Origin of the sequence: Mesorhizobium sp. M0037, assembly GCF_040323635.1 — a bacterium.
In the GTDB taxonomy this organism is placed as follows: Bacteria; Pseudomonadota; Alphaproteobacteria; order Rhizobiales; family Rhizobiaceae; genus Mesorhizobium.
Map to the genome: position 1 here is coordinate 115,783 of NZ_JAMYVB010000012.1, position 19,910 is coordinate 135,692.

The 19,910-nt window shown below is 63.7% G+C and carries 12 protein-coding genes; 5 read left to right on the forward strand and 7 right to left on the reverse strand.

Translation table 11 applies throughout. From position 1 onward, the window contains the following. Positions 1-51 precede the first annotated feature (51 nt). From NKJ78_RS19205 to NKJ78_RS19215, 3 genes are all read right to left on the reverse strand, one after another. Positions 52-1,425 carry a class II 3-deoxy-7-phosphoheptulonate synthase gene (locus tag NKJ78_RS19205; RefSeq protein ID WP_352562608.1) on the reverse strand — a complete coding sequence of 458 codons (1,374 nt, stop codon included), beginning with the start codon at positions 1,423-1,425 and terminating at the stop codon, positions 52-54. A 135-nt stretch (positions 1,426-1,560) separates the two neighbouring features. Beyond that, positions 1,561-5,058 carry a transcription-repair coupling factor gene (gene mfd, locus NKJ78_RS19210; protein WP_352562609.1) on the reverse strand — a complete coding sequence of 1,166 codons (3,498 nt, stop codon included), beginning with the start codon at positions 5,056-5,058 and terminating at the stop codon, positions 1,561-1,563. A gap of 10 nt (positions 5,059-5,068) precedes the next feature. Continuing rightward, positions 5,069-5,356: an FAD assembly factor SdhE gene (locus NKJ78_RS19215; protein WP_023681561.1), complete on the reverse strand. Its 288-nt coding sequence runs from the start codon at positions 5,354-5,356 to the stop codon at positions 5,069-5,071. Between the two features lie 314 nt (positions 5,357-5,670). Here NKJ78_RS19215 and recG point away from each other — a divergent pair, with 314 nt between their 5' ends. Next, a complete protein-coding gene (recG, locus tag NKJ78_RS19220; RefSeq protein ID WP_027050382.1) occupies positions 5,671-7,779 on the forward strand; it encodes an ATP-dependent DNA helicase RecG in 2,109 nt (702 codons plus the stop codon). Here recG and NKJ78_RS19225 read toward each other — a convergent pair. From NKJ78_RS19225 to NKJ78_RS19240, 4 genes are all read right to left on the reverse strand, one after another. Further along, positions 7,731-8,501, reverse strand: coding sequence for a DUF502 domain-containing protein (locus NKJ78_RS19225; RefSeq protein WP_031193123.1), 771 nt, complete (start codon positions 8,499-8,501; stop codon positions 7,731-7,733). The genes recG and NKJ78_RS19225 overlap by 49 nt on opposite strands. A 92-nt stretch (positions 8,502-8,593) precedes the next feature. Then, positions 8,594-10,417 (reverse strand): glutamine--fructose-6-phosphate transaminase (isomerizing), encoded by a 1,824-nt coding sequence (gene glmS, locus NKJ78_RS19230; protein ID WP_352444069.1) that lies wholly within the window; start codon positions 10,415-10,417, stop codon positions 8,594-8,596. Positions 10,418-10,610: 193 nt separating this feature from the next. Next, on the reverse strand, positions 10,611-11,984 hold the full coding sequence (gene glmU, locus NKJ78_RS19235) for a bifunctional UDP-N-acetylglucosamine diphosphorylase/glucosamine-1-phosphate N-acetyltransferase GlmU (protein ID WP_352459086.1): 1,374 nt from the start codon (positions 11,982-11,984) through the stop codon (positions 10,611-10,613). Positions 11,985-12,776: 792 nt separating this feature from the next. After that, positions 12,777-13,526 (reverse strand): cytochrome c biogenesis CcdA family protein, encoded by a 750-nt coding sequence (locus NKJ78_RS19240; RefSeq protein WP_352444071.1) that lies wholly within the window; start codon positions 13,524-13,526, stop codon positions 12,777-12,779. Positions 13,527-13,744: 218 nt separating this feature from the next. Here NKJ78_RS19240 and NKJ78_RS19245 point away from each other — a divergent pair, with 218 nt between their 5' ends. From NKJ78_RS19245 to NKJ78_RS19260, 4 genes are all read left to right on the forward strand, one after another. Continuing rightward, positions 13,745-14,122 carry a COG4315 family predicted lipoprotein gene (locus tag NKJ78_RS19245; protein ID WP_352444072.1) on the forward strand — a complete coding sequence of 126 codons (378 nt, stop codon included), beginning with the start codon at positions 13,745-13,747 and terminating at the stop codon, positions 14,120-14,122. Between the two features lie 316 nt (positions 14,123-14,438). After that, positions 14,439-17,102, forward strand: coding sequence for a type I DNA topoisomerase (gene topA, locus NKJ78_RS19250; protein WP_352459087.1), 2,664 nt, complete (start codon positions 14,439-14,441; stop codon positions 17,100-17,102). A gap of 4 nt (positions 17,103-17,106) precedes the next feature. Beyond that, on the forward strand, positions 17,107-19,413 hold the full coding sequence (gene rnr, locus NKJ78_RS19255) for a ribonuclease R (protein ID WP_352459088.1): 2,307 nt from the start codon (positions 17,107-17,109) through the stop codon (positions 19,411-19,413). Then, complete coding sequence (locus NKJ78_RS19260; protein WP_027050375.1) at positions 19,413-19,865, forward strand: DUF983 domain-containing protein; 453 nt, start codon at positions 19,413-19,415, stop codon at positions 19,863-19,865. The genes rnr and NKJ78_RS19260 overlap by 1 nt, the downstream gene beginning before the upstream one ends. The last annotated feature ends 45 nt before the right edge of the window (positions 19,866-19,910 follow it).

A 19,910-nucleotide genomic window follows, 5' to 3' on the forward strand; every position in this document is an offset into this window, starting at 1 on the left:
GAAAAAGCGCCGGATCTCTCCGGCGCTTTCCACTTCAATCTGAAAACGGGTTCAGCCGTTGGCCGCCTGCTTGTGCTGCACGGGATGGCTCTTCTTCAACAGGTCGGAGACGAGGAAAGCCAATTCGATCGCCTGGTCGGCGTTGAGGCGCGGGTCGCAATGGGTGTGGTAGCGGTCCTGCAATTCCTCGGCGGTGATGGCGCGGGCGCCGCCGGTGCATTCGGTAACATTCTTGCCGGTCATTTCGACATGGATGCCGCCGGGATGCGTGCCTTCGGCGCGATGCACCTCGAAGAAGGTCTGCACTTCCTTGAGGATGCGGTCGAACGGGCGCGTCTTGTAGCCGGCAGCCTCGATCGTATTGCCGTGCATCGGGTCGGACGACCACACGACGCTGCGACCTTCCTTCTGCACCGCGCGCACCAGCTTCGGCAGATGGTCGGCGACCTTGTCGGAGCCGAAGCGGGCGATCAGCGTCAGCCGGCCCGGCTCGTTCTCCGGATTGAGCAGGTCGATGAGCTCCAGCAAGCCGTCCGCTGTCAGCGACGGACCGCATTTGAGGCCGAGCGGGTTCTTGATGCCGCGGCAATATTCGACATGCGCATGGTCGGGCTGGCGGGTACGGTCGCCGATCCAGATAATGTGGCCCGACGTTGCGTACCAGTCGCCCGAGGTCGAATCGACGCGGGTCAGTGCTTCTTCATAGCCAAGCAGCAGCGCTTCGTGGCTGGTGTAGAAGTCGGTCTCGCGCAGCGCGTAATTGGTCTCGGAGGTGATGCCGACGGCCTTCATGAAGTCCATCGTCTCGGTGATGCGGTTGGCGAGCATGCCATACTTCTCGCCTTGCGGGCTGTCGGAGACGAAGCCCAGCATCCAGCGATGCACATTCTCCAGGCTGGCGTAGCCGCCTTGGGCGAAGGCACGCAGCAGGTTAAGCGTCGCCGCCGACTGGCGGTAGGCCATTTCCTGGCGGGCCGGGTCGGGAATGCGCGACTTCGGGTCGAACTCGATGCCGTTGATGATGTCGCCACGGTAGCTTGGCAGCGTCACCTCGCCCTTGGTCTCATTGTCAGACGAGCGCGGCTTGGCGAACTGGCCTGCGACACGGCCGACCTTCACCACCGGCTGCGCGCCGGCAAAGGTCAGCACCACCGACATCTGCAGGAAGACGCGGAAGAAGTCGCGGATGTTGTCGGCGCCATGTTCGGCGAAACTCTCGGCGCAATCACCGCCCTGCAGAAGGAATGCGTCGCCGGCAGCGACAGCCGCAAGCTGCTTCTTCAGCTTGCGCGCCTCACCGGCAAAAACCAGCGGCGGAAAGGTGGCGAGCTGGGCTTCCGTGTTCTTCAGCGCGGCGAGGTCCGGATAGGCAGGAACCTGCTTGATCGGCTTTGCTCTCCAAGAATTCGGCGACCATTTCGTCATCGCTGCACCCAAACGCTCTTTCCAGCAGGCTTTTGCCCGCCATTCCCGCCCCATATGGGGATGGCGGCTCCATACACGAAGCCGATTTCCTATTCTAGACCGGAATTCAAGCGCTGGCGAATGGTAGCCGGCGGGCTATGCGGCCTTCTCCACCAGCCGCGCCAACTGCGTCATGACGACAGCCGAGCCCGCCAGGCGCTTTTCCGCCGTCGGCCAGTCGCGGATGAAGACCACGCTGTGGTCGGCCCTGATCTTGGCCAGCGAGCCCTGTTCGCCGATGTACTTGACCAGCCCGACCGGGTTCGAAAACTCGCGCTTGCGGAAGTGGATGACGACGCCCTTGGGGCCGGCATCGAGCTTTTCGACATTGGCCCTCCGGCAGAGTGCCTTGATGAAGACGATCTTGAGCAGATGCTTCACTTCCTCCGGCAGCGGGCCGAAGCGGTCGATCAGCTCGGCGCCGAAAGCATCGATCTCCTCGGTGCTTTCGAGATCGCCAAGGCGGCGGTAGAGCGCCAGCCTGAGCTGCAGGTCCGGCACATAGCTTTCCGGGATCATGACCGCCGTGCCCACCGCGATCTGCGGCGACCAGCCGCCATCCTGCACCTCACCGGAATCCTTCACCTCGGCCACCGCCTCCTCCAGCATCTGCTGGTAGAGCTCAAAGCCGACCTCCTTGATGTGTCCGGATTGTTCTTCGCCGAGTAGATTGCCGGCGCCCCTGATGTCGAGGTCGTGGCTGGCGAGCTGGAAGCCGGCGCCAAGCGTGTCCAGCGATTGCAGCACCTTCAGCCGGCGCTCGGCGGTGTCGGTGAGCTTGCGATTGGCCGGCAGCGTGAACAACGCATATGCCCGCACCTTGGAACGGCCGACGCGGCCGCGCAGCTGGTAGAGCTGCGACAGGCCGAACATATCGGCGCGATGGATGATCAGCGTGTTGGCGGTCGGAATGTCGAGCCCGGATTCGACGATGGTGGTCGACAACAGCACGTCGTACTGGCCGTCATAGAAGGCGTTCATGATGTCGTCGAGTTCGCCCGGCGGCATCTGGCCATGGGCCACCGCCACCTTCAGCTCGGGGACGGATTCGCGCAGGAAATCATGGATTTCGGCGAGATCGCTGATGCGCGGAACGACATAGAAGGAATGGCCGCCGCGGTAGCGTTCGCGCAGCAGCGTCTCGCGGATGACCAGCGGGTCGAAAGGCGAGATGAAGGTGCGCACCGCCATGCGGTCGACCGGCGGCGTGGCGATCAGCGACAGTTCGCGCACGCCGGTCAAGGCAAGCTGCAGCGTGCGCGGGATCGGCGTCGCCGACAGCGTCAGCACGTGGACGTCGGTCTTGAGGTCCTTCAGCCGTTCCTTGTGCTTGACGCCAAAATGCTGCTCCTCGTCGATGATCAGCAGGCCGAGATTCTTGAACGAGATCGCCGACCCGAGCAGTGCATGGGTGCCGATGACGATGTCGACCTGCCCCTCGGCGATGGCTTTCTTGGTTTCCGCCAGTTCCTTGGCGCCGACCAGCCGCGAGGCCTGGCCGACGCGGATCGGCAGGCCGGAGAAGCGCTGCGAAAAAGTCTTGAAATGCTGGCGCGACAACAGCGTCGTCGGCACCACGACCGCGACCTGGAACCCTTCCATCGCCGCGATGAAGGCGGCGCGCAACGCCACTTCGGTCTTGCCGAAGCCGACATCGCCGCAGATCAGCCGGTCCATCGGCTTGCCGGCGCCGAGATCGTCCACGACGGCATCGATCGCGCCCTGCTGGTCGTCGGTCTCCTCATAGGGAAAGCGCGCCGAGAATTCGCCGTAAAGCCCTTCCGCCGGCACCATGGGCGGCGCGGTACGCATCTGGCGCTCGGCGGCAATGCGGATCAACTGTCCGGCCATGTCGAGCAGGCGCTTCTTCAGCCGCGCCTTGCGCGACTGCCAGGCGCCGCCGCCGAGCTTGTCCAGCGTCGCCTCGGCTGTGTCAGAGCCGTAGCGCGACAGAAGCTCGATGTTTTCCACCGGCAGGAACAGCCGGTCGTCGCCGGCATAGTGGATTTCCAGGCAGTCATGCGGCGCGCCGACCGCCTCGATGGTGCGCAGGCCGATGAAGCGGCCAATGCCGTGATCGGCGTGGACGACGATGTCGCCGGCCGACAGCGACGAGGCCTCGGCGATGAAATCCGACGCGCGCTTCTTGCGCTTCGAGCGGCGGATCAGCCGGTCGCCCAGAATGTCCTGCTCGGCGACGACGACCAGCTGTTCGGTCTCGAAGCCGGATTCCAGCGGCAGCACGGCGAGTACCGCCTGCCCCGGCTCGAGCTTTTCCGCCTCGGCCAGCGTCGCCACCGGCACGAGATTGCCGAGATGGTGCTCGGCCAGGATCTGGCCCAACCGGTCGAGCGAGCCTTCGGTCCAGCCGGCGACGATGACCCGGCGGCGCGCCGCGCGCTCGTCAGCGATGTGTTTTACGACGACATCGAAGACGTTGATGTTTGGGTCAGCCCGTTCCTCGGCAAAGCTGCGGCCATGGCGCGAGCCGCCATGGAAGACCTTCTTGGCCCCGACATCGGGCGCGTCGAAGGCGGTGAAGTCGATGGCTTCGCGCGGTCCGAGCGACGCCACGAGGTTTTCCGGTGAGAGATAGAGCAGGTCCGGCGCCACCGGCTTGTAGGGCACGGCGTCCTTCAACGCGGCGTCGGCCTGTTTGCGGCGCGCTTCGTAGTGGTCGAGGATTAGCGTGTGACGCTCAGCCAGCGCTTCGTGCGCCAGATGGTCGAAGATGACAGGCGCATCCGGCAGATAATCAAACACTGTCTCCAGCCGCTCGTAGAACAGCGGCAGCCAGTGCTCCATGCCGGCAAAGCGCCGCCCTTCGCTCACCGCCGCATAAAGGCCGTCGTCGCGCTGCGGCGCGCCAAAGGCTTCGATATAGGAGCGGCGGAAGCGGCTGATGGTTTCGGGGGTCAGCGCCACTTCACTCATCGCCTGCAGCGCCATCGACTTGCGCTGGCCGGTGGTGCGCTGCGTGGCGGCGTCGAAGACGCGGATCGATTCCAGCGTGTCGCCGAAGAAATCGAGCCGCAGTGCTTCCGTCCAGCCGGGTGCGTAGAGGTCGAGGATGCCGCCGCGCACGGCGAATTCGCCGATACCGCGCACCGTCGGCACTCGCTCGAAGCCGGAAATCTCCAGCCGGGACACCAGCGCGTTCATGTCGATTTGGTTGCCGGGCTTTGCGTGGAAAGTCTGCGCTTCGACCAGATCGGTCGGCGGAATGCGCTGCAGCAGCGCATTGGCAGTGGTCAGGATGACCGCGCGATGCGGCTTTTTTGCCAGCGCGATCATTGCCGTCAGGGCGTCGAGCCGCTTGGCGGCGGCATCGGAGCCTGGCGAAACGCGGTCATAGGGCAGGCAATCCCAGGCCGGCAACTCCAGCACCGGCAGGCCGGGGGCGGCAAAGGTCAGCGCCTCGATGATCGACGGCAGGCGCTGGCCGTCGCGCGCCACGAACAGCACCGGTTTGTCAGGCGCAATCTCATGGATCGCCTGCACCAGCGCAAAGGCTTCGTAGCCATCGGCAACGCCGTCGACGATGAACTGGCCGGCACGGCCTTTCGGCAGACCGATTTTGGGAATGAGGCTCATGGTTGCACGTTTAAAATGTCATGGTCCGGCGCGATGCCAGGATCTTTTGCAGGACGGCACAGTCGATATTCCTGGGAACCGGGCGTTCGCCGGTGACCATGGGCAGGAATTCGGTGTCGGGGATGTCGAGGAGCCTTTCATATTGGTCGATTTCATCGCCGGTCAAGGCGCCGATCTCGTTGTCGGCAAACGTACCGAGGATAAGGTCCATCTCGCGCATCCCGCGATGCCAGGAGCGGAACAACAGCTTGCGGCGCCTGATATCCAGCCCCTCGCTTGATCGTTTCGTCCCGGTCATCGTGCCGCATCCTTGCTTGGTGCGGCGCATATAGCGTGGATAGAGGGCGGTGTCAGCCTTGCAACGCACGGGTGGGCGGCTAAACATCCCTGGTGTGAAGAACACTCCTGACAACGCTGGTGCCGGACACCGCCCGCACTTCACCCTCCCCCTTGTGGGGAGGGTCGGCGAGCACGCTTCGCAAAGCGAAGCGAGTGAGACGGGGTGGGGGTGCGGCGCTGACCTACCGACTTCCTCGAAAGTTAGCCGCGCACCTACCCCCATCCCGCTCCGCTTCGAGGATCGACCCTCCCCACAGGGGGGAGAGTGAAGCCATGCGCCCCTCCCTCCTCGACCCTCTCTTCGTCCCGATCACTTCGCTTGCCGGCGTCGGCCCCAAGGTTGGCGCTCTGATCGAGAAGGTGGTGGCGGCCGATCTCGGCGAACGGCCGGCGCGCGCCGGCGACCTGTTGTTCGTTCTGCCGCACACCGTCATAGACCGCCGCAATCGTCCCGGCATCGCGCTTGCGCCGGCCGGCGCCATCGTCACGCTCGACGTGCGCATCGACCGCCACCAGCCGCCGCCGCGCGGCAACCGGTCGGTGCCTTACCGCGTCTATGCCCATGACGACACCGGCGAGATCGGCCTGATCTTCTTCCACGCCCATGCCGCCTATCTCGAAAAGGCGATGCCGGTGGGCGAGCATGTCGTCGTCTCCGGCCGCATGGAGTGGTTCAACGGCCGCCCGACCATGGTCCATCCCGACCATATCGCCCTGGTGAGCGAGGCGGAAACACTGCCGCTGGTCGAACCGGTCTATCCGCTGACCGCCGGCCTGTCGGGCAAGGTGCTGCGCCGCGCCATCGGCCAGGCGCTCGGCCGGCTGCCGGAATTGTCGGAATGGCAGGACGGCGCCTTCATGCGCAAGCAGACTTTCCCCGCCTTCGCCGACGCGCTCGCCCGCATCCACTATCCCGCGGACCCGATCGATGTCGCCATCGAGGGGGTGGCATGGCGCCGCCTTGCCTATGACGAGCTTCTCGCCGGCCAGGTCTCGCTGGCATTGGTGCGGGCAAAAGTGCGCCGCCTGTCGGGCCGGCCGCTCATCGGCGACGGTCGCATCGTTGAGAAACTGCGCGCAGCCCTGCCCTATTCATTGACCGGCAGCCAGGAATTCGCGCTTGCCGAAATCAATGCCGATCTGGCCGACCCCGAGCGCATGCTGCGCCTGCTGCAAGGCGATGTCGGCTCCGGCAAGACGGTGGTGGCGCTGCTGGCCATGGGGCGCGCAGTCGAGGCCGGTGGCCAGGCGGCATTGATGGCGCCGACCGAGATCCTGGCGCGCCAGCATCTGGCGACGATCACGCCTTTGGCCGAACAGGCCGGCCTGCGCGTCGCTATCCTGACCGGCCGCGAAAAGGGCCGCGAACGCACTGAAACGCTATCAGGTCTCGCCAGCGGCGAGATCGACATCGTCGTCGGCACCCATGCGCTGTTCCAGGAAACGGTGACCTATCACGACCTCGTCTTTGCCGTGGTCGACGAGCAACACCGCTTCGGCGTCCACCAGCGGCTTGCCATCACCGCCAAGGGCGACGCCCCCGACATGCTGGTGATGACGGCGACGCCGATCCCGCGCACTCTGGTGCTGACCGCCTTCGGCGACATGGACGTCTCCAAGCTGACGGAAAAACCGATCGGCCGCCAGCCGATCCGCACCGTCACGCTGCCACTGGAACGGCTGGACGAGTTGGTCGGTCGCATGCTGGACGCGGTTGCCGACGGCCAGAAGATCTACTGGATCTGCCCGCTGGTCGAGGAATCCGAAGAGATCAAGCTGATGTCGGCCGAGGACCGTTTTGCCTCGCTGCAGCCCTTGTTCGGCGATCGCATCGGCCTCGTCCACGGCCGCATGAAGGGTGCCGAAAAGGACGAGGCGATGCGCGCCTTCAAGGCCGGCGAAACCCGCATCCTGATCGCCACCACCGTTATCGAGGTCGGCGTCGACGTGCCGGACGCCACGATCATGGTCATCGAGCATGCCGAGCGTTTTGGCCTGGCGCAACTGCACCAGCTGCGCGGCCGCGTCGGGCGCGGCGACAAGCCTTCTTCCTGCGTGCTGCTTTACAAGGACCCGCTCGGCGAGACGGCAAAGCGCCGGCTGTCGGTGATGCGCGAGACCGAGGACGGTTTCCTGATCGCCGAAGAGGATCTGAAGCTGCGCGGCGAAGGCGAATTGCTCGGCACCCGCCAGTCCGGCACGCCGGGCTTCCAGGTGGCGCGCATCGAGGTGCACGCCGACTTGCTCGAAGCAGCCCGCGACGATGCAAGGCTGATCCTGTCGCGCGACCCGGAACTACAGTCTGAGCGCGGCGAGGCGCTGCGCCTGCTGCTCTATTTGTTCGGCCGCGACGAGGCCGTACGGCTCTTGCGCGCCGGCTGAGCGCCCTCGGCGATCAGCCCGCCAAGCGGCGGGTTGGCGAGATCTCCGTCGATCGGCTGGCCGTTCATCGTCACCATTTTCGGCTTGACTTCGGGCGCCACCAGCCCGGCCGAGACGATCAGCCTGGCGCCGTCCTCGATCGTCATGTCGAGCAGCACGATGTCGGATTTCGGCACGTACATCAGGAAACCGGTGGTAGGGTTCGGCGTGCACGGCATGAACACGGCGATCATCGGGTCGCCTGCATGGTCGAGCTTCTGGTTGATCTCGGTTTCCTTCTCGCTGGCGACGAAGACCAGCGACCAGACGCCTTTTCGCGGATATTCGACCAGCCCGACCTGGCGGAACATATCGCCCTTGTTCGACAGCACCGTCTGGAAAATCTGCTTCAGCGAACCGTAGATGCCGCGCACCAGCGGCATACGGCCAAGCAGCCGTTCGCCGAAATTGACGATGGCGCGACCGACGATGTTGGCGGTCATGAAGCCGATCAGCGTGATCAGCACGAGCGCCACGATCAGGCCGAAGCCGGGCACCGGAAACGGCAAATAGGTGTCGGGGCTGTAGCGCGCCGGAATGTACGGCTTCACCCAGGAATCGACCCAGCCGACGAACGACCAGGCGATATAGGCGGTGATCGCCAGCGGCGCGCAGACGATAAAGCCTGTGAGGAAATAGTTCCTCAGCCGGGTCATGCCGGAAGTTCTGGGAGCATCGGACATGGTTCACCGGGGATGCGGGTTGCAGCGCCACACTAGTGAAGCGGACGGCGCTTTGGAACTGCGAAGTTTTTTAGACCCCCGATGAGCGCCGACTACTCCACGGTCACCGATTTCGCCAGATTGCGCGGCTGGTCGACGTCCGTCCCCATGAACACGGCGGCGTAGTAGGCCAGCATCTGGATCGGCAGCGCATAGATGATCGGCGAGATGATTTCCGGCACGTCAGGCAGGATGATCGTCTCCATCGTCTTCAAGCTCACCTGAGCCGCGCCCTTGGCGTCGGTGATCAGGATGATCTTGCCGCCGCGCGCCGCCACCTCCTGCATGTTCGACACAGTCTTTTCGAAGATGCGGTCATGCGGCGCGATGACGATGACCGGCATGTTTTCGTCGATCAGTGCGATCGGGCCATGCTTCAGTTCGCCCGCGGCATAACCCTCGGCATGGATGTAGGAGATTTCCTTGAGTTTCAGCGCGCCTTCCATGGCGAGCGGGAAATTGGTGTCGCGGCCGAGATAGAGCACGTCCTTGTAGCGCGAGATTTCGCGCGCGATGCGCTCGATCTGCTCCTCGAGCTTGAGCACCTGGTTGGCGTAGCGAGGCGCCTCCGAAAGAGCGCGCACCAGCGTCTTTTCCTCGTCCTTCGAGATCGTGCCGCGGGCCACACCCGCACGCACCGCCAGCGAGGCCAGCACCGAAAGCTGGCAGGTGAAAGCCTTGGTCGAGGCGACGCCGATCTCCGGCCCGGCCAACGTCGGCAGCACGACGTCGGATTCGCGCGCCATGGTCGATTCGCGCACATTGACGATGGCGCCGATCTTCATGCCCGCCTTGCGGCAATAGCGCAGCGAGGCCAGCGTGTCGGCGGTTTCGCCGGACTGCGAGATGAAGAAGGCAGCATCATCAGCCGATAACGGCATTTCGCGATAGCGGAATTCCGAGGCGACATCGATGTCGACCGGCAGCCGCGCATAGCGCTCGAACCAGTATTTGCTGATCAACCCCGCGAGATAGGCGGTGCCGCAGGCCGAGATCGCCAGCCGGCCGATCTTAGCGAAGTCGAACGGCAGTTCCAGCGGCTTCGACACGCCAGAGACGAAATCGACATAGTGCGCCAGCGTATGCGAGATCACTTCGGGCTGTTCATGGATTTCCTTTTCCATGAAATGGCGGCGGTTGCCCTTGTCGACCATGAAGCTGGTCGACAGTGATTGCTGGCGCTTGCGGGCAACCTCTTTGCCGTCGATGTCGAAGATGGTGACGCCATCGCGGCGCACCACCGCCCAGTCGCCGTCTTCGAGATAGGTGATGGAATTGGTGAACGGCGCCAGCGCGATGGCGTCGGAGCCCAGAAACATCTCGCCATCGCCATGGCCGACGGCCAGCGGCGGGCCATTGCGGGCGCCGACGATGAGATCCTCGTCGCCGGTGAACATGATGGCCAGAGCAAAGGCGCCTTCCAGCCGCTTCAGCGCCTGGTGCGCCGCCTCGATCGGCTTCAGCCCTTTGGCAAGCTGCCGCGCCACCAGATGCGCTACGACCTCGGTATCGGTCTGCGACGAGAAGGAATAGCCGTCGCGGATCAGCTCATCGCGCAACTCGGCGAAATTCTCGATGATGCCGTTGTGAACGATGGCGACGCCGTCGGAGAAATGCGGATGGGCGTTGGTCTCGTTGGGCACGCCATGTGTGGCCCAGCGCGTGTGGCCGATGCCGATCGTGCCATCGAGCGGCTCGTCCTTCAGCCGGCGTTCGAGGTTGATCAGCTTGCCTTCGGCGCGGCGGCGGCCAAGCCGGCCATGCTCGATCGTGGCGACACCGGCCGAGTCATAGCCGCGATATTCCAGCCGCTTCAAAGCATCGACGATGAGCGGCGCGACTTGGCTCTGGCCGACAATTCCGACGATACCGCACATGCGCCTGCCCCCGATTCACCTGGAAAACCAGTCCGATGGAAAACCAGCGCTATCTAGGGATTGCCGGCCCGCCGCGAAAGTCACTTTGCGTTTCGTCTGCTGTAACGGAACGCTTCTCAACCCGATGCACCATGACACACCGCTCTTGCAATCCGGTTACCGCAATTCCTCGGTTGTTCAATTGCTTCGGCGGTTAATGGCCGGTGCCGGCCTTTTTCTTCGCCGCTGCGGCAGACGCGAAGCGCTCGCGCAATTCCTTGCCCTTGCCGGGAATGGTCTTCTGGCGGGCGCGGCCGAAGGCCAGCGCATCGTCCGGCACGCTTTCGGTTATGACGCTACCCGAGGCGATGTAGCCGCCCTTGCCGATCGTAACCGGCGCCACCAGCGACGAGTTCGAACCGATGAAGGCGCCCTCGCCGATGTCGGTGAAAAACTTCGAGTAGCCGTCATAGTTGCAGGTAATGGTGCCGGCGCCGATATTGGCCCCCGCGCCCACACGGGCATCGCCGATATAAGTCAGATGATTGACCTTGGCGCCCTCCTCGATGACCGCCTGCTTGACCTCGCAGAAATTGCCGACCTTGGCTTTCTCGCGGAGATCGGCGCCTGGCCTGAGCCGTGCGAACGGACCGACGTCGCAATTGGCAGCGACGGTCGCGCCTTCGATGTGGCTGAAGGCGTGGATCTTGGCGCCGCCGGCGATTTTCACGCCCGGGCCGAACCAGACATTGGGCTCGACGATGGTGTCGGCGCCGATTTCGGTATCGTGCGAGAAATACACGGTGTCCGGCGCAATCAGCGTTACGCCCGACAGCATCGCCTCGTCCCGACGACGCTGTTGCCAGATGCCTTCCGCCTGCGCCAGCTCGGCCCTGTTGTTGATGCCGAGCGCGCTCTCGAAGCTCGTTTCGGTGGCGACGACATCGAGCCCTTTCGCACTGGCGATCTCGACGATGTCGGTGAGATAGTACTCGCCCTTGGCGTTCTTGTTGCCGACCTTGTCGAGCAGTTCGAGCGCATGAGCGCCGGCCAGCGCCATCATGCCGGCATTGCAGAAGCCGATCTTCTTTTCCTCGGCGGAGCAGTCCTTCTCCTCGCGGATGGCGGTGAGCTTGCCACCTTTTTCGATCAGCCGGCCATAGCCGGCCGGGCTGGGCGGACGGAAACCGATCACCACGACGGCCGCGCCATCGGCAAGCTTTTGCCGCGCGGTCACCAGGGCTTCAGCATCGATCAGCGGCGTGTCGCCGAACATCACGAGAATATCGTCATAACCCTTTGATATCGCATCGCGCGCAGCCCGCACGGCATGCGCAGTGCCGAGCCGCTTCTCCTGCACGAAGGTCTCGGCCTTGGGCGCGAATTTCGCCGCCGCCTTGCGCATATCATCGGCGCCATGGCCGATCACCAGCGCCTGGCTGCGGGCGCCGGCGGCCTCGGCCGCTTTCACCACATGGGCGACCATCGGCAGTCCGGCGATCTGGTGCAGCACCTTCGGCGTCGCGCTCTTCATGCGCGTGCCTTCACCGGCGGCGAGGATAACGGACAGGCAGGATCTGGTTTGCATGTTGGGAGTTTCCGAGGACCGAGATTCGTTGCAGTCTTAGCACCGGAGGCATCGCGGTCCAATGCGGCTGAATTTCGGTAGAAACCTAACAAAGACCCTTGGCGGTCGTCAGGTAAGTATGGTCATCCGCAGGAGACAGAAAGTGCTTTGGGGATGAATACCCAGATTTCGTTCCCGCGAGCTGTCAGTTGGGCCTTTCGGTCCGATTTCGACAAACGGCGGCGATTTGAGTTGGAGAATTCGCCTGCTTTTGACGAGATTGTAGAGCGAATATGCAAGGAAGCCGCTTCAAGAAAGATAGATGCGTCTGTAAGGCCCGGGAACCGAGCCGAATTATTCGGGTGTCATCGCGCTGGGTTTTGTTTGCGGGTTAAGCCAACGACCTTTGACATTTTCTTTAATAGCCCCACGGGTTTGCGAGCTCAGTATCTAGTTCATCCTGATCTTGGACAGGCGGCAAACTGCGTGTTGATCGCGGCTCTCAGATTGCTGTTGCTTGATGCCTATAAGAAGGAATCGCTACCGATTGCGCATAAAAATTGGTCAATCGACAACTCCATCGACGCAACATCGGCAAGGATATGGCGATACGAGTTGGTCTCTACCGCACCCAAACACGATCTTAACATCCCAGGGTGGGACGGACATGGATAGTCCGCCCCAATGGGAGAATGCTTAGTTGTAAATGGTGCGTGGATCGACTCGGATGGCCAGGAGGTAGTCATTCCGGAGAAGATCGGACGGCGATTTGAAGTGCACAGAAGCGGATATTCCTAGGGTCAAGCCCAGCACCTACCCCAGCCGGCCCAGCACCGGAAAATTCTCCAGCAGCCAGTAGGACACCGTCTGCACGCCGCCGGTGAGAAAGAACACCCCGGCGACGACCAGCAGCGCGCCGATGACTTTTTCGACGCGGCCGAGATGGACGCGGAACCTGCCGAGGAAGCGCATGAAGGCGCCGGAGAACAGGGCAGCAATCAGGAACGGAATGCCGAGGCCAAGCGAATAGGCGGCAAGCAGAAGAGCGCCCTCGCCCACCGTCTCGCGGCCGCCGGCCAAGGTCAGGATCGGCCCCAGCACCGGGCCGATGCACGGCGTCCAGCCAAAGGCGAAGGCCAGCCCCATGACATAGGCGGCGACCATGCTGGCAGGCTTGCCCTGCGACTGAAAGCGCGCCTCGCGCGACAGAAGTGGTATGCGCAGGATGCCGAGGAAATTCAGCCCCATCAGGATGATCAGCACCCCGGCCGCCATCGCCAGCGGCTCCTGCCAGACGCGCAGCCAGTGGCCGATGGTCGAGGCGCCGGCGCCAAGCGCCACGAACACGGTGGAGAAACCGAGTACGAAGGCGAGCGAGGAATAGATGAGCGCGCCGCGGGCGCCGGCCTTGGCCGTGACGCCGGCACCGCCACCGCGAAAGTCGTCGACCGACACGCCGGCCATGTAGCAGAGATAGGGCGGCACCAGCGGCAGCACGCAAGGCGACAGGAACGAGATCGCCCCCGCTCCGACCGCGCTGACATAGCCGATGTCCAATGGCATTCCAGAACTCCAGATTCCTTGGCGCCGATATAGCGACGCAAAATCGTGTTCGCCAATCACCATCGTGTGGAATTTGGCTACAGATACGATCCGGCCGGACGAATTGTTGTCGGCCAATCCCAAGTTGACCAAGCCGGGGAAGAAATATCCCTCGCCGAACGTTCACAGAGCGAAGCCGCGATTTCTGCGCGCTTCGTCGGATCACCAGGGAGATTTCCATGAAAACGATCACCGTCGGCCTGGCCGCCCTTCTGCTCAGCACCGCCGCATCCTTCGCCGCCGAAGCGTGGAAGGAAGCCGAAGTCGGTGGCACCAAGATCTACACCGATGCCAATGGCATGACGCTCTATACCTATGACAAGGACGAGAAGGGCAAGACCAACTGCTATGACAAATGCGCCACCAACTGGCCGCCGCTGAAGGCCGAGGATGGCGCCAAGGCGGACGACGAATGGACCATCGTCGAACGCACCGACGGCACCAAGATGTGGGCCTATGACGGCAAGCCGGTCTACACCTTCATCAAGGACAAGAAGGCCGGTGACATCACCGGCAACGGCGTCGGCGAAGTCTGGCACATCGTCAAGGCCGACTGATCGTCCGAACCTCTATCCCGCACCCCATCGGCGGGACTCGGCTGGCCGCCGGCTCCAAGCGACCCGGCGACCAGTTCGGCATTTACGGGCAGCACGAACTGGTCGCGGCGCCTTTCCCGGTGGCTCGAAACACGAACCCTCCCAGACAAAAATTTTGTGATCTTCTCCATACACTCTAAGAGTGTATTGCGGCACACGCCTCCGCATTTTGGCCGCTTGCCCTTGACCGATCGCAAAAGCGCGGCCATGTGAGCGACCAATTGAATGCGTCACGCAGCGGAATTCTTCTGCCGCCCCACAGCTGATATGAGACCTCATGGACGTCGTCGTCGTCGAATCGCCGGCCAAGGCAAAGACAATCAACAAGTATCTCGGCAAGAACTTCAAGGTTCTGGCCTCGTTCGGCCATGTCCGCGATCTGCCGGCCAAGGATGGTTCGGTGCGTCCCGACGAGGATTTCGCCATGTCCTGGGCGGTCGACACCGCGTCCGGAAAGCGTCTCACCGACATCGCCAACGCGGTCAAGGATGCCGATGGCCTGATCCTCGCCACCGATCCGGATCGCGAGGGCGAAGCCATTTCCTGGCACGTGCTGGAGGTGCTCAAGCAGAAGCGCGTGTTGAAGGACAAGCCGGTCAGCCGCGTCGTCTTCAATGCCATAACCAAGTCGTCGGTGCTGGAAGCGATGGCCAATCCGCGCCAGATCGATGCACCATTGGTCGATGCCTATCTGGCTCGCCGCGCACTCGATTATCTCGTCGGCTTCACGCTGTCGCCGGTGCTGTGGCGCAAATTGCCGGGCGCCCGTTCGGCCGGCCGCGTCCAGTCGGTGGCGCTGCGCCTGGTCTGCGACCGCGAATCCGAGATCGAGCGCTTCATCCGCGAGGAATACTGGCAGATCGCTGCCCTCCTCGGCACGCCACGTAACGACAGCTTCGAGGCGCGGCTGACCGCGTTCGAGCGCAAGAAGCTGCAGAAGCTCGACATCGCCAGCAAGGCGCAGGCCGACGATATCAAGGGCATGCTCGAAGGCGCGACCTTCAAGGCTCTGTCGGTGGAAGCCAAACCGACAAGGCGCAATCCTGGCCCGCCCTTCACCACTTCGACGCTGCAGCAGGCGGCATCGTCGGGCCTCGGCTTTTCGGCGACGCGCACCATGCAGGTGGCGCAGCGCCTCTATGAAGGCATGGAGATCGGCGGCGAGACCACCGGCCTGATCACCTATATGCGAACCGACGGCGTGCAGATGGCGCCGGAGGCGATCGACGCCGCCCGCGACACCATCGCCAAGGAATTCGGCCCAAGATACCTCCCGGAAAAGCCGCGCCAGTACACAGCCAAGGCCAAGAATGCCCAGGAAGCGCACGAGGCGGTCCGCCCGACCGATTTCATGCGCACGCCGGCTTCGGTCAGGCAGTATCTCGATTCCGACCAGCTGCGGCTTTACGAGCTGATCTGGAAGCGCGCCATCGCCAGCCAGATGCAGTCGGCCGAGATCGAGCGCACCACGGTCGAAATCGAGGCGGTCAATGGCGCCCGCACGGCGGAGCTTCGCGCCGTCGGTTCGGTCGTTCGCTTCGACGGCTTCATCGCCGCCTACACCGACCAGAAGGACGAGGACGCCGAAGACGAGGAAAACCGTCGCCTGCCCGAGATCCGTGCCGGCGAGCAGCTGGCCCGTCAGGCGATCAATGCCACCCAGCACACCACCGAGCCGCCGCCGCGCTATTCCGAGGCGTCGCTGATCAAGAAGCTGGAAGAGCTCGGCATCGGCCGTCCGTCGACCTACACCGCGATCCTGAAGACGTTGGAAGACCGTGACTACGTCAGCATCGACAAGCGCCGGCTGGTGCCGCAGGCCAAGGGCCGGCTGCTGTCGGCTTTCCTCGAAAGCTTCTTCGAGCGTTATGTCGAATATGACTTCACGGCCTCACTCGAGGAAAAGCTTGACGAGATTTCCGACGGCAAGCTCGCCTGGAAGGACGTGCTGCGCGACTTCTGGAAAGACTTTTCCGGCGCGGTCGCCGACATCAAGGAACTGCGCGTCACCGACGTGCTCGATGCGCTGAACGAGGAACTGGCGCCGCTGGTGTTCCCCGCGCGGGAGGATGGCTCGAATCCCCGCATCTGCCCGAAATGCGGCTCCGGCAATCTGTCGCTGAAACTCGGCAAGTTCGGCGCCTTCGTCGGCTGCTCCAACTATCCGGAATGTTCCTTTACCCGCCAGCTCGGCGACGCCGCCAACCCGAATGGCGAGAATGGCGGCGGCGAGGACGGCACCAAGGTCCTCGGCAACGATCCCTACACGGCAGAGGAAATCACGCTGCGCTCAGGCCGCTTCGGTCCTTATATCCAGCGCGGCGACGGCAAGGAAGCCAAGCGCTCCAGCCTGCCCAAGGGCTGGACGCCCGACTCGATCGACCATGAAAAGGCCTTGGCGCTGCTGTCGCTGCCGCGCGATATCGGCAAGCATCCTGAATCCGGCAAGATGATCTCCGCCGGGCTTGGCCGCTATGGTCCATTCGTTTTGCATGATGGCACCTATGCCAATGTCGACAGCATAGAGGATGTGTTCTCGATCGGCCTCAACCGCGCTGTCACCGTGATCGCCGAGAAGCAGCTGAAGGGCAAGGGCGGCCGCAATGGCGGCACCGCGGCGGCGCTGAAGGAACTCGGCGACCATCCCGATGGCGGCGGCAAGATCGTCGTGCGCGATGGCAAATACGGGCCCTATGTCAACTACGGCAAGGTCAACGCGACACTGCCCAAGGGCAAGGATCCGCAGTCGGTGACCGTCGAGGACGCGGTGGCGCTGATTGCCGAGAAGGAAGCCAAGGGCGGCGGCAAGAAGCCGTTCCGCAAGGCGGCAGCCGCCAAGGCCCCCACAGCCAAGAAAACCACTGCCAAAACAACCACTGGCAAGAAAACCACAGCCAAGAAGTCGGCGACCAAGAAGCCGGCGGCGAAGAAAAAGGGATAGCAGAGTGGCGCGCAGGATCACCGGTAGAAGCCACGGCGATCCGCGCACCGCCGACACGAGGGCCAAGGTCAAGGACGACTACAGGCCGTCGCGTGACGAAATCCTGCGCTACATCGCCGAGAACCCCGACCGCGCGGGAAAACGCGACATCGCAAAGGCGTTTGCCTTGCGCGGCGACGACCGCATTTGGCTGAAGGACATCCTGCGCGACCTGCAGGACGAAGGCATCCTGACCAAGGAGCGCAAACGGCTGGCCCGTGTCGGCGCCTTGTCGCATGTCGCCGTACTCGACATTTTTGGCCGCGATGGCGACGGCATCCTGCTGGCGCATCCTGCCGAGCCCGTAGGCACCGGCGAACCGCCCGTCGTCTCGATCCGCGTCTCGCGCGGCGGCAATGGCCCGCAGCCGGGCATTGGCGACCGTGTGCTGGCCAAGACCTTCCCGACCGACGATGCGACCGGGCCTGCCTATACGGGCCGCGTAATGAAGATTTTCGAGAAGCGCACCGATGCCGTGCTGGGCGTCTTCCGTATCCTGAGGGACGGCACCTTCCGAATCGAGCCGGTCGAACGTCGCCAGCCCGAACTGATCGTCGACAAGGAATTCCAGAACGGCGCCAGGAACGGCGACCTTGTCGAGGTCGAGCCGGCGCGGGCCTCCCGGTATGGTTTGCCGCGCGCAAAAGTGCTGGCGGTGCTGGGCTCGCTGACCAGCGAAAAGGCGGTCTCGATGATCGCCATCCACGCGCACGACATTCCGCATATCTTCCCGGCCGACGTCATCGCCGAATCCGAGGCGGTAAAACCGGCGACGCTTGCTCACCGCGAGGACTGGCGCGACCTGCCGCTGGTGACCATCGACCCGGCCGACGCCAAGGACCATGACGACGCCGTCTTCGCCACGCCCGACCTCGACGAGAAGAACCCCGGCGGCGTGATCGCCACAGTGGCGATCGCCGATGTCGGGGCCTATGTCCGCTATGGCACCGCACTCGATCGCGAGGCGCTGAAACGCGGCAATTCTGTCTATTTCCCCGACCGCGTCGTGCCGATGCTGCCAGAGCGCATCTCCAACGACCTGTGCTCGCTGCGCGAAGGCCAGGACCGTCCCGCGCTTGCCGTGCGCATGATTTTTGCCGCCGATGGCCGCAAGCTGCGTCACACCTTCCACCGCGTCATGATGAAATCGGCGGCAAAGCTCGCCTATCCGCAGGCCCAGGCCGCGATAGACGGCCTTCCTGACGACAAGACCGGCCCGATCCTCGATACGGTGCTGAAGCCGCTGTGGGACGCCTACGCCATCCTCAAGCGCGGCCGCGATGGCCGCCAGCCGCTCGAGCTTGATCTGCCGGAGCGCAAGATCCTGCTCAAGCCGGACGGCACCGTCGACCGCGTCATCGTCCCGGAGCGGCTCGACGCCCACAAGCTGATCGAAGAATTCATGATCCAGGCCAATGTCGCCGCCGCCGAAACGCTGGAAGCGAAGAAGCAGGCGCTGGTCTACCGCGTCCACGATGCGCCGTCGCTGGCCAAGCAGGAATCGCTGCGCGAATTCCTGCAAACGCTCGGCCTGTCGCTGGCGCGCGGCGCGCAGATGCGGCCCGCCCAGTTCAACGGCATTCTCGAGCGCGTGCGTGGCGCCGACAATGAGGGGCTGGTCAACGAAGTGGTGCTGCGCTCGCAGAGTCAGGCCGAATATTCGCCCAAGAACATCGGCCATTTCGGCCTCAACCTGAAGCGCTACGCGCATTTCACCTCGCCGATCCGCCGCTATGCCGATCTGATCGTGCATCGCGGGCTGATTGCCGCACTTGGGCTCGGCCCTGGCGGGCTGACGCAGGACGAAGAGACGCGGCTGGAAGACTTCGCGGTGCTGATCTCCGGCACCGAGCGCCGCGCCATGGCGGCCGAGCGCGACACCGTCGACCGGCTGATCGCTGCCTACCTCGCCGAGCGCATCGACGACCGCTTCGACGCCCGCATTTCGGGCGTCACCAAATCGGGACTATTTGTCCAATTGCCGCAGTTTGGCGCAGATGGCTTCATCCCGGTGTCAAGTCTGGATGGCGATTACTATATATATGACGAAACCGCGCGATCGCTGTTCGGAGAACGCACCGGCAAGGGCTATCAGCTTGCCGACCGCGTCGAGGTTCGCCTGATCGAGGTGGCGCCTATGGCCGGCGCGATGCGTTTCGAGATGCTGACCGACCCGAAGCCCCTGCCCGGCTCCAAACGGTCGTTTCACAAGGCAAAAGGCCGCGCCCGCGCGTCGCAATCGCGCCCGGGGTCGCGCGGCAGGAGACGATAATGGCAAGCGAAATGGGAATCCAGAAGCAGGTTTTCGGCGGCGAACATCATTCGGGCCGAGTCGCCCGCCCGCTGTGGACGGCGATGAAGCGCGGCGCCCTTGGCCGCTGCCCGCATTGCGGCGAAGGCAGGTTATTCGCCGGCTTCACCAAAAGCGTCGACAAATGCGCCGCGTGCGGTGAGGAGTTCCACCACCACCGCGCCGACGACCTGCCCGCTTATCTCGTCATCGTCATCGTCGGCCACATCGTTCTCGGCGCCTTCATGGGCGTCGAGGCGACGTCGACGCTCTCCATGTGGCAGCACATCGCCATTTGGGTGCCGTTGACCATCGTGCTGTCGGTCGCTCTGCTGCAACCGGTCAAGGGCGCCGTCATCGGACTGCAATGGGCGCTCTATATGCACGGCTTCGGCGGCGAAAAAGACGGCACCGAGCCGCATCCCGGAACCTAGTTTGCGTCAGGGCAATGTCGCCTGGCGCAACATGCCGACCGTGAA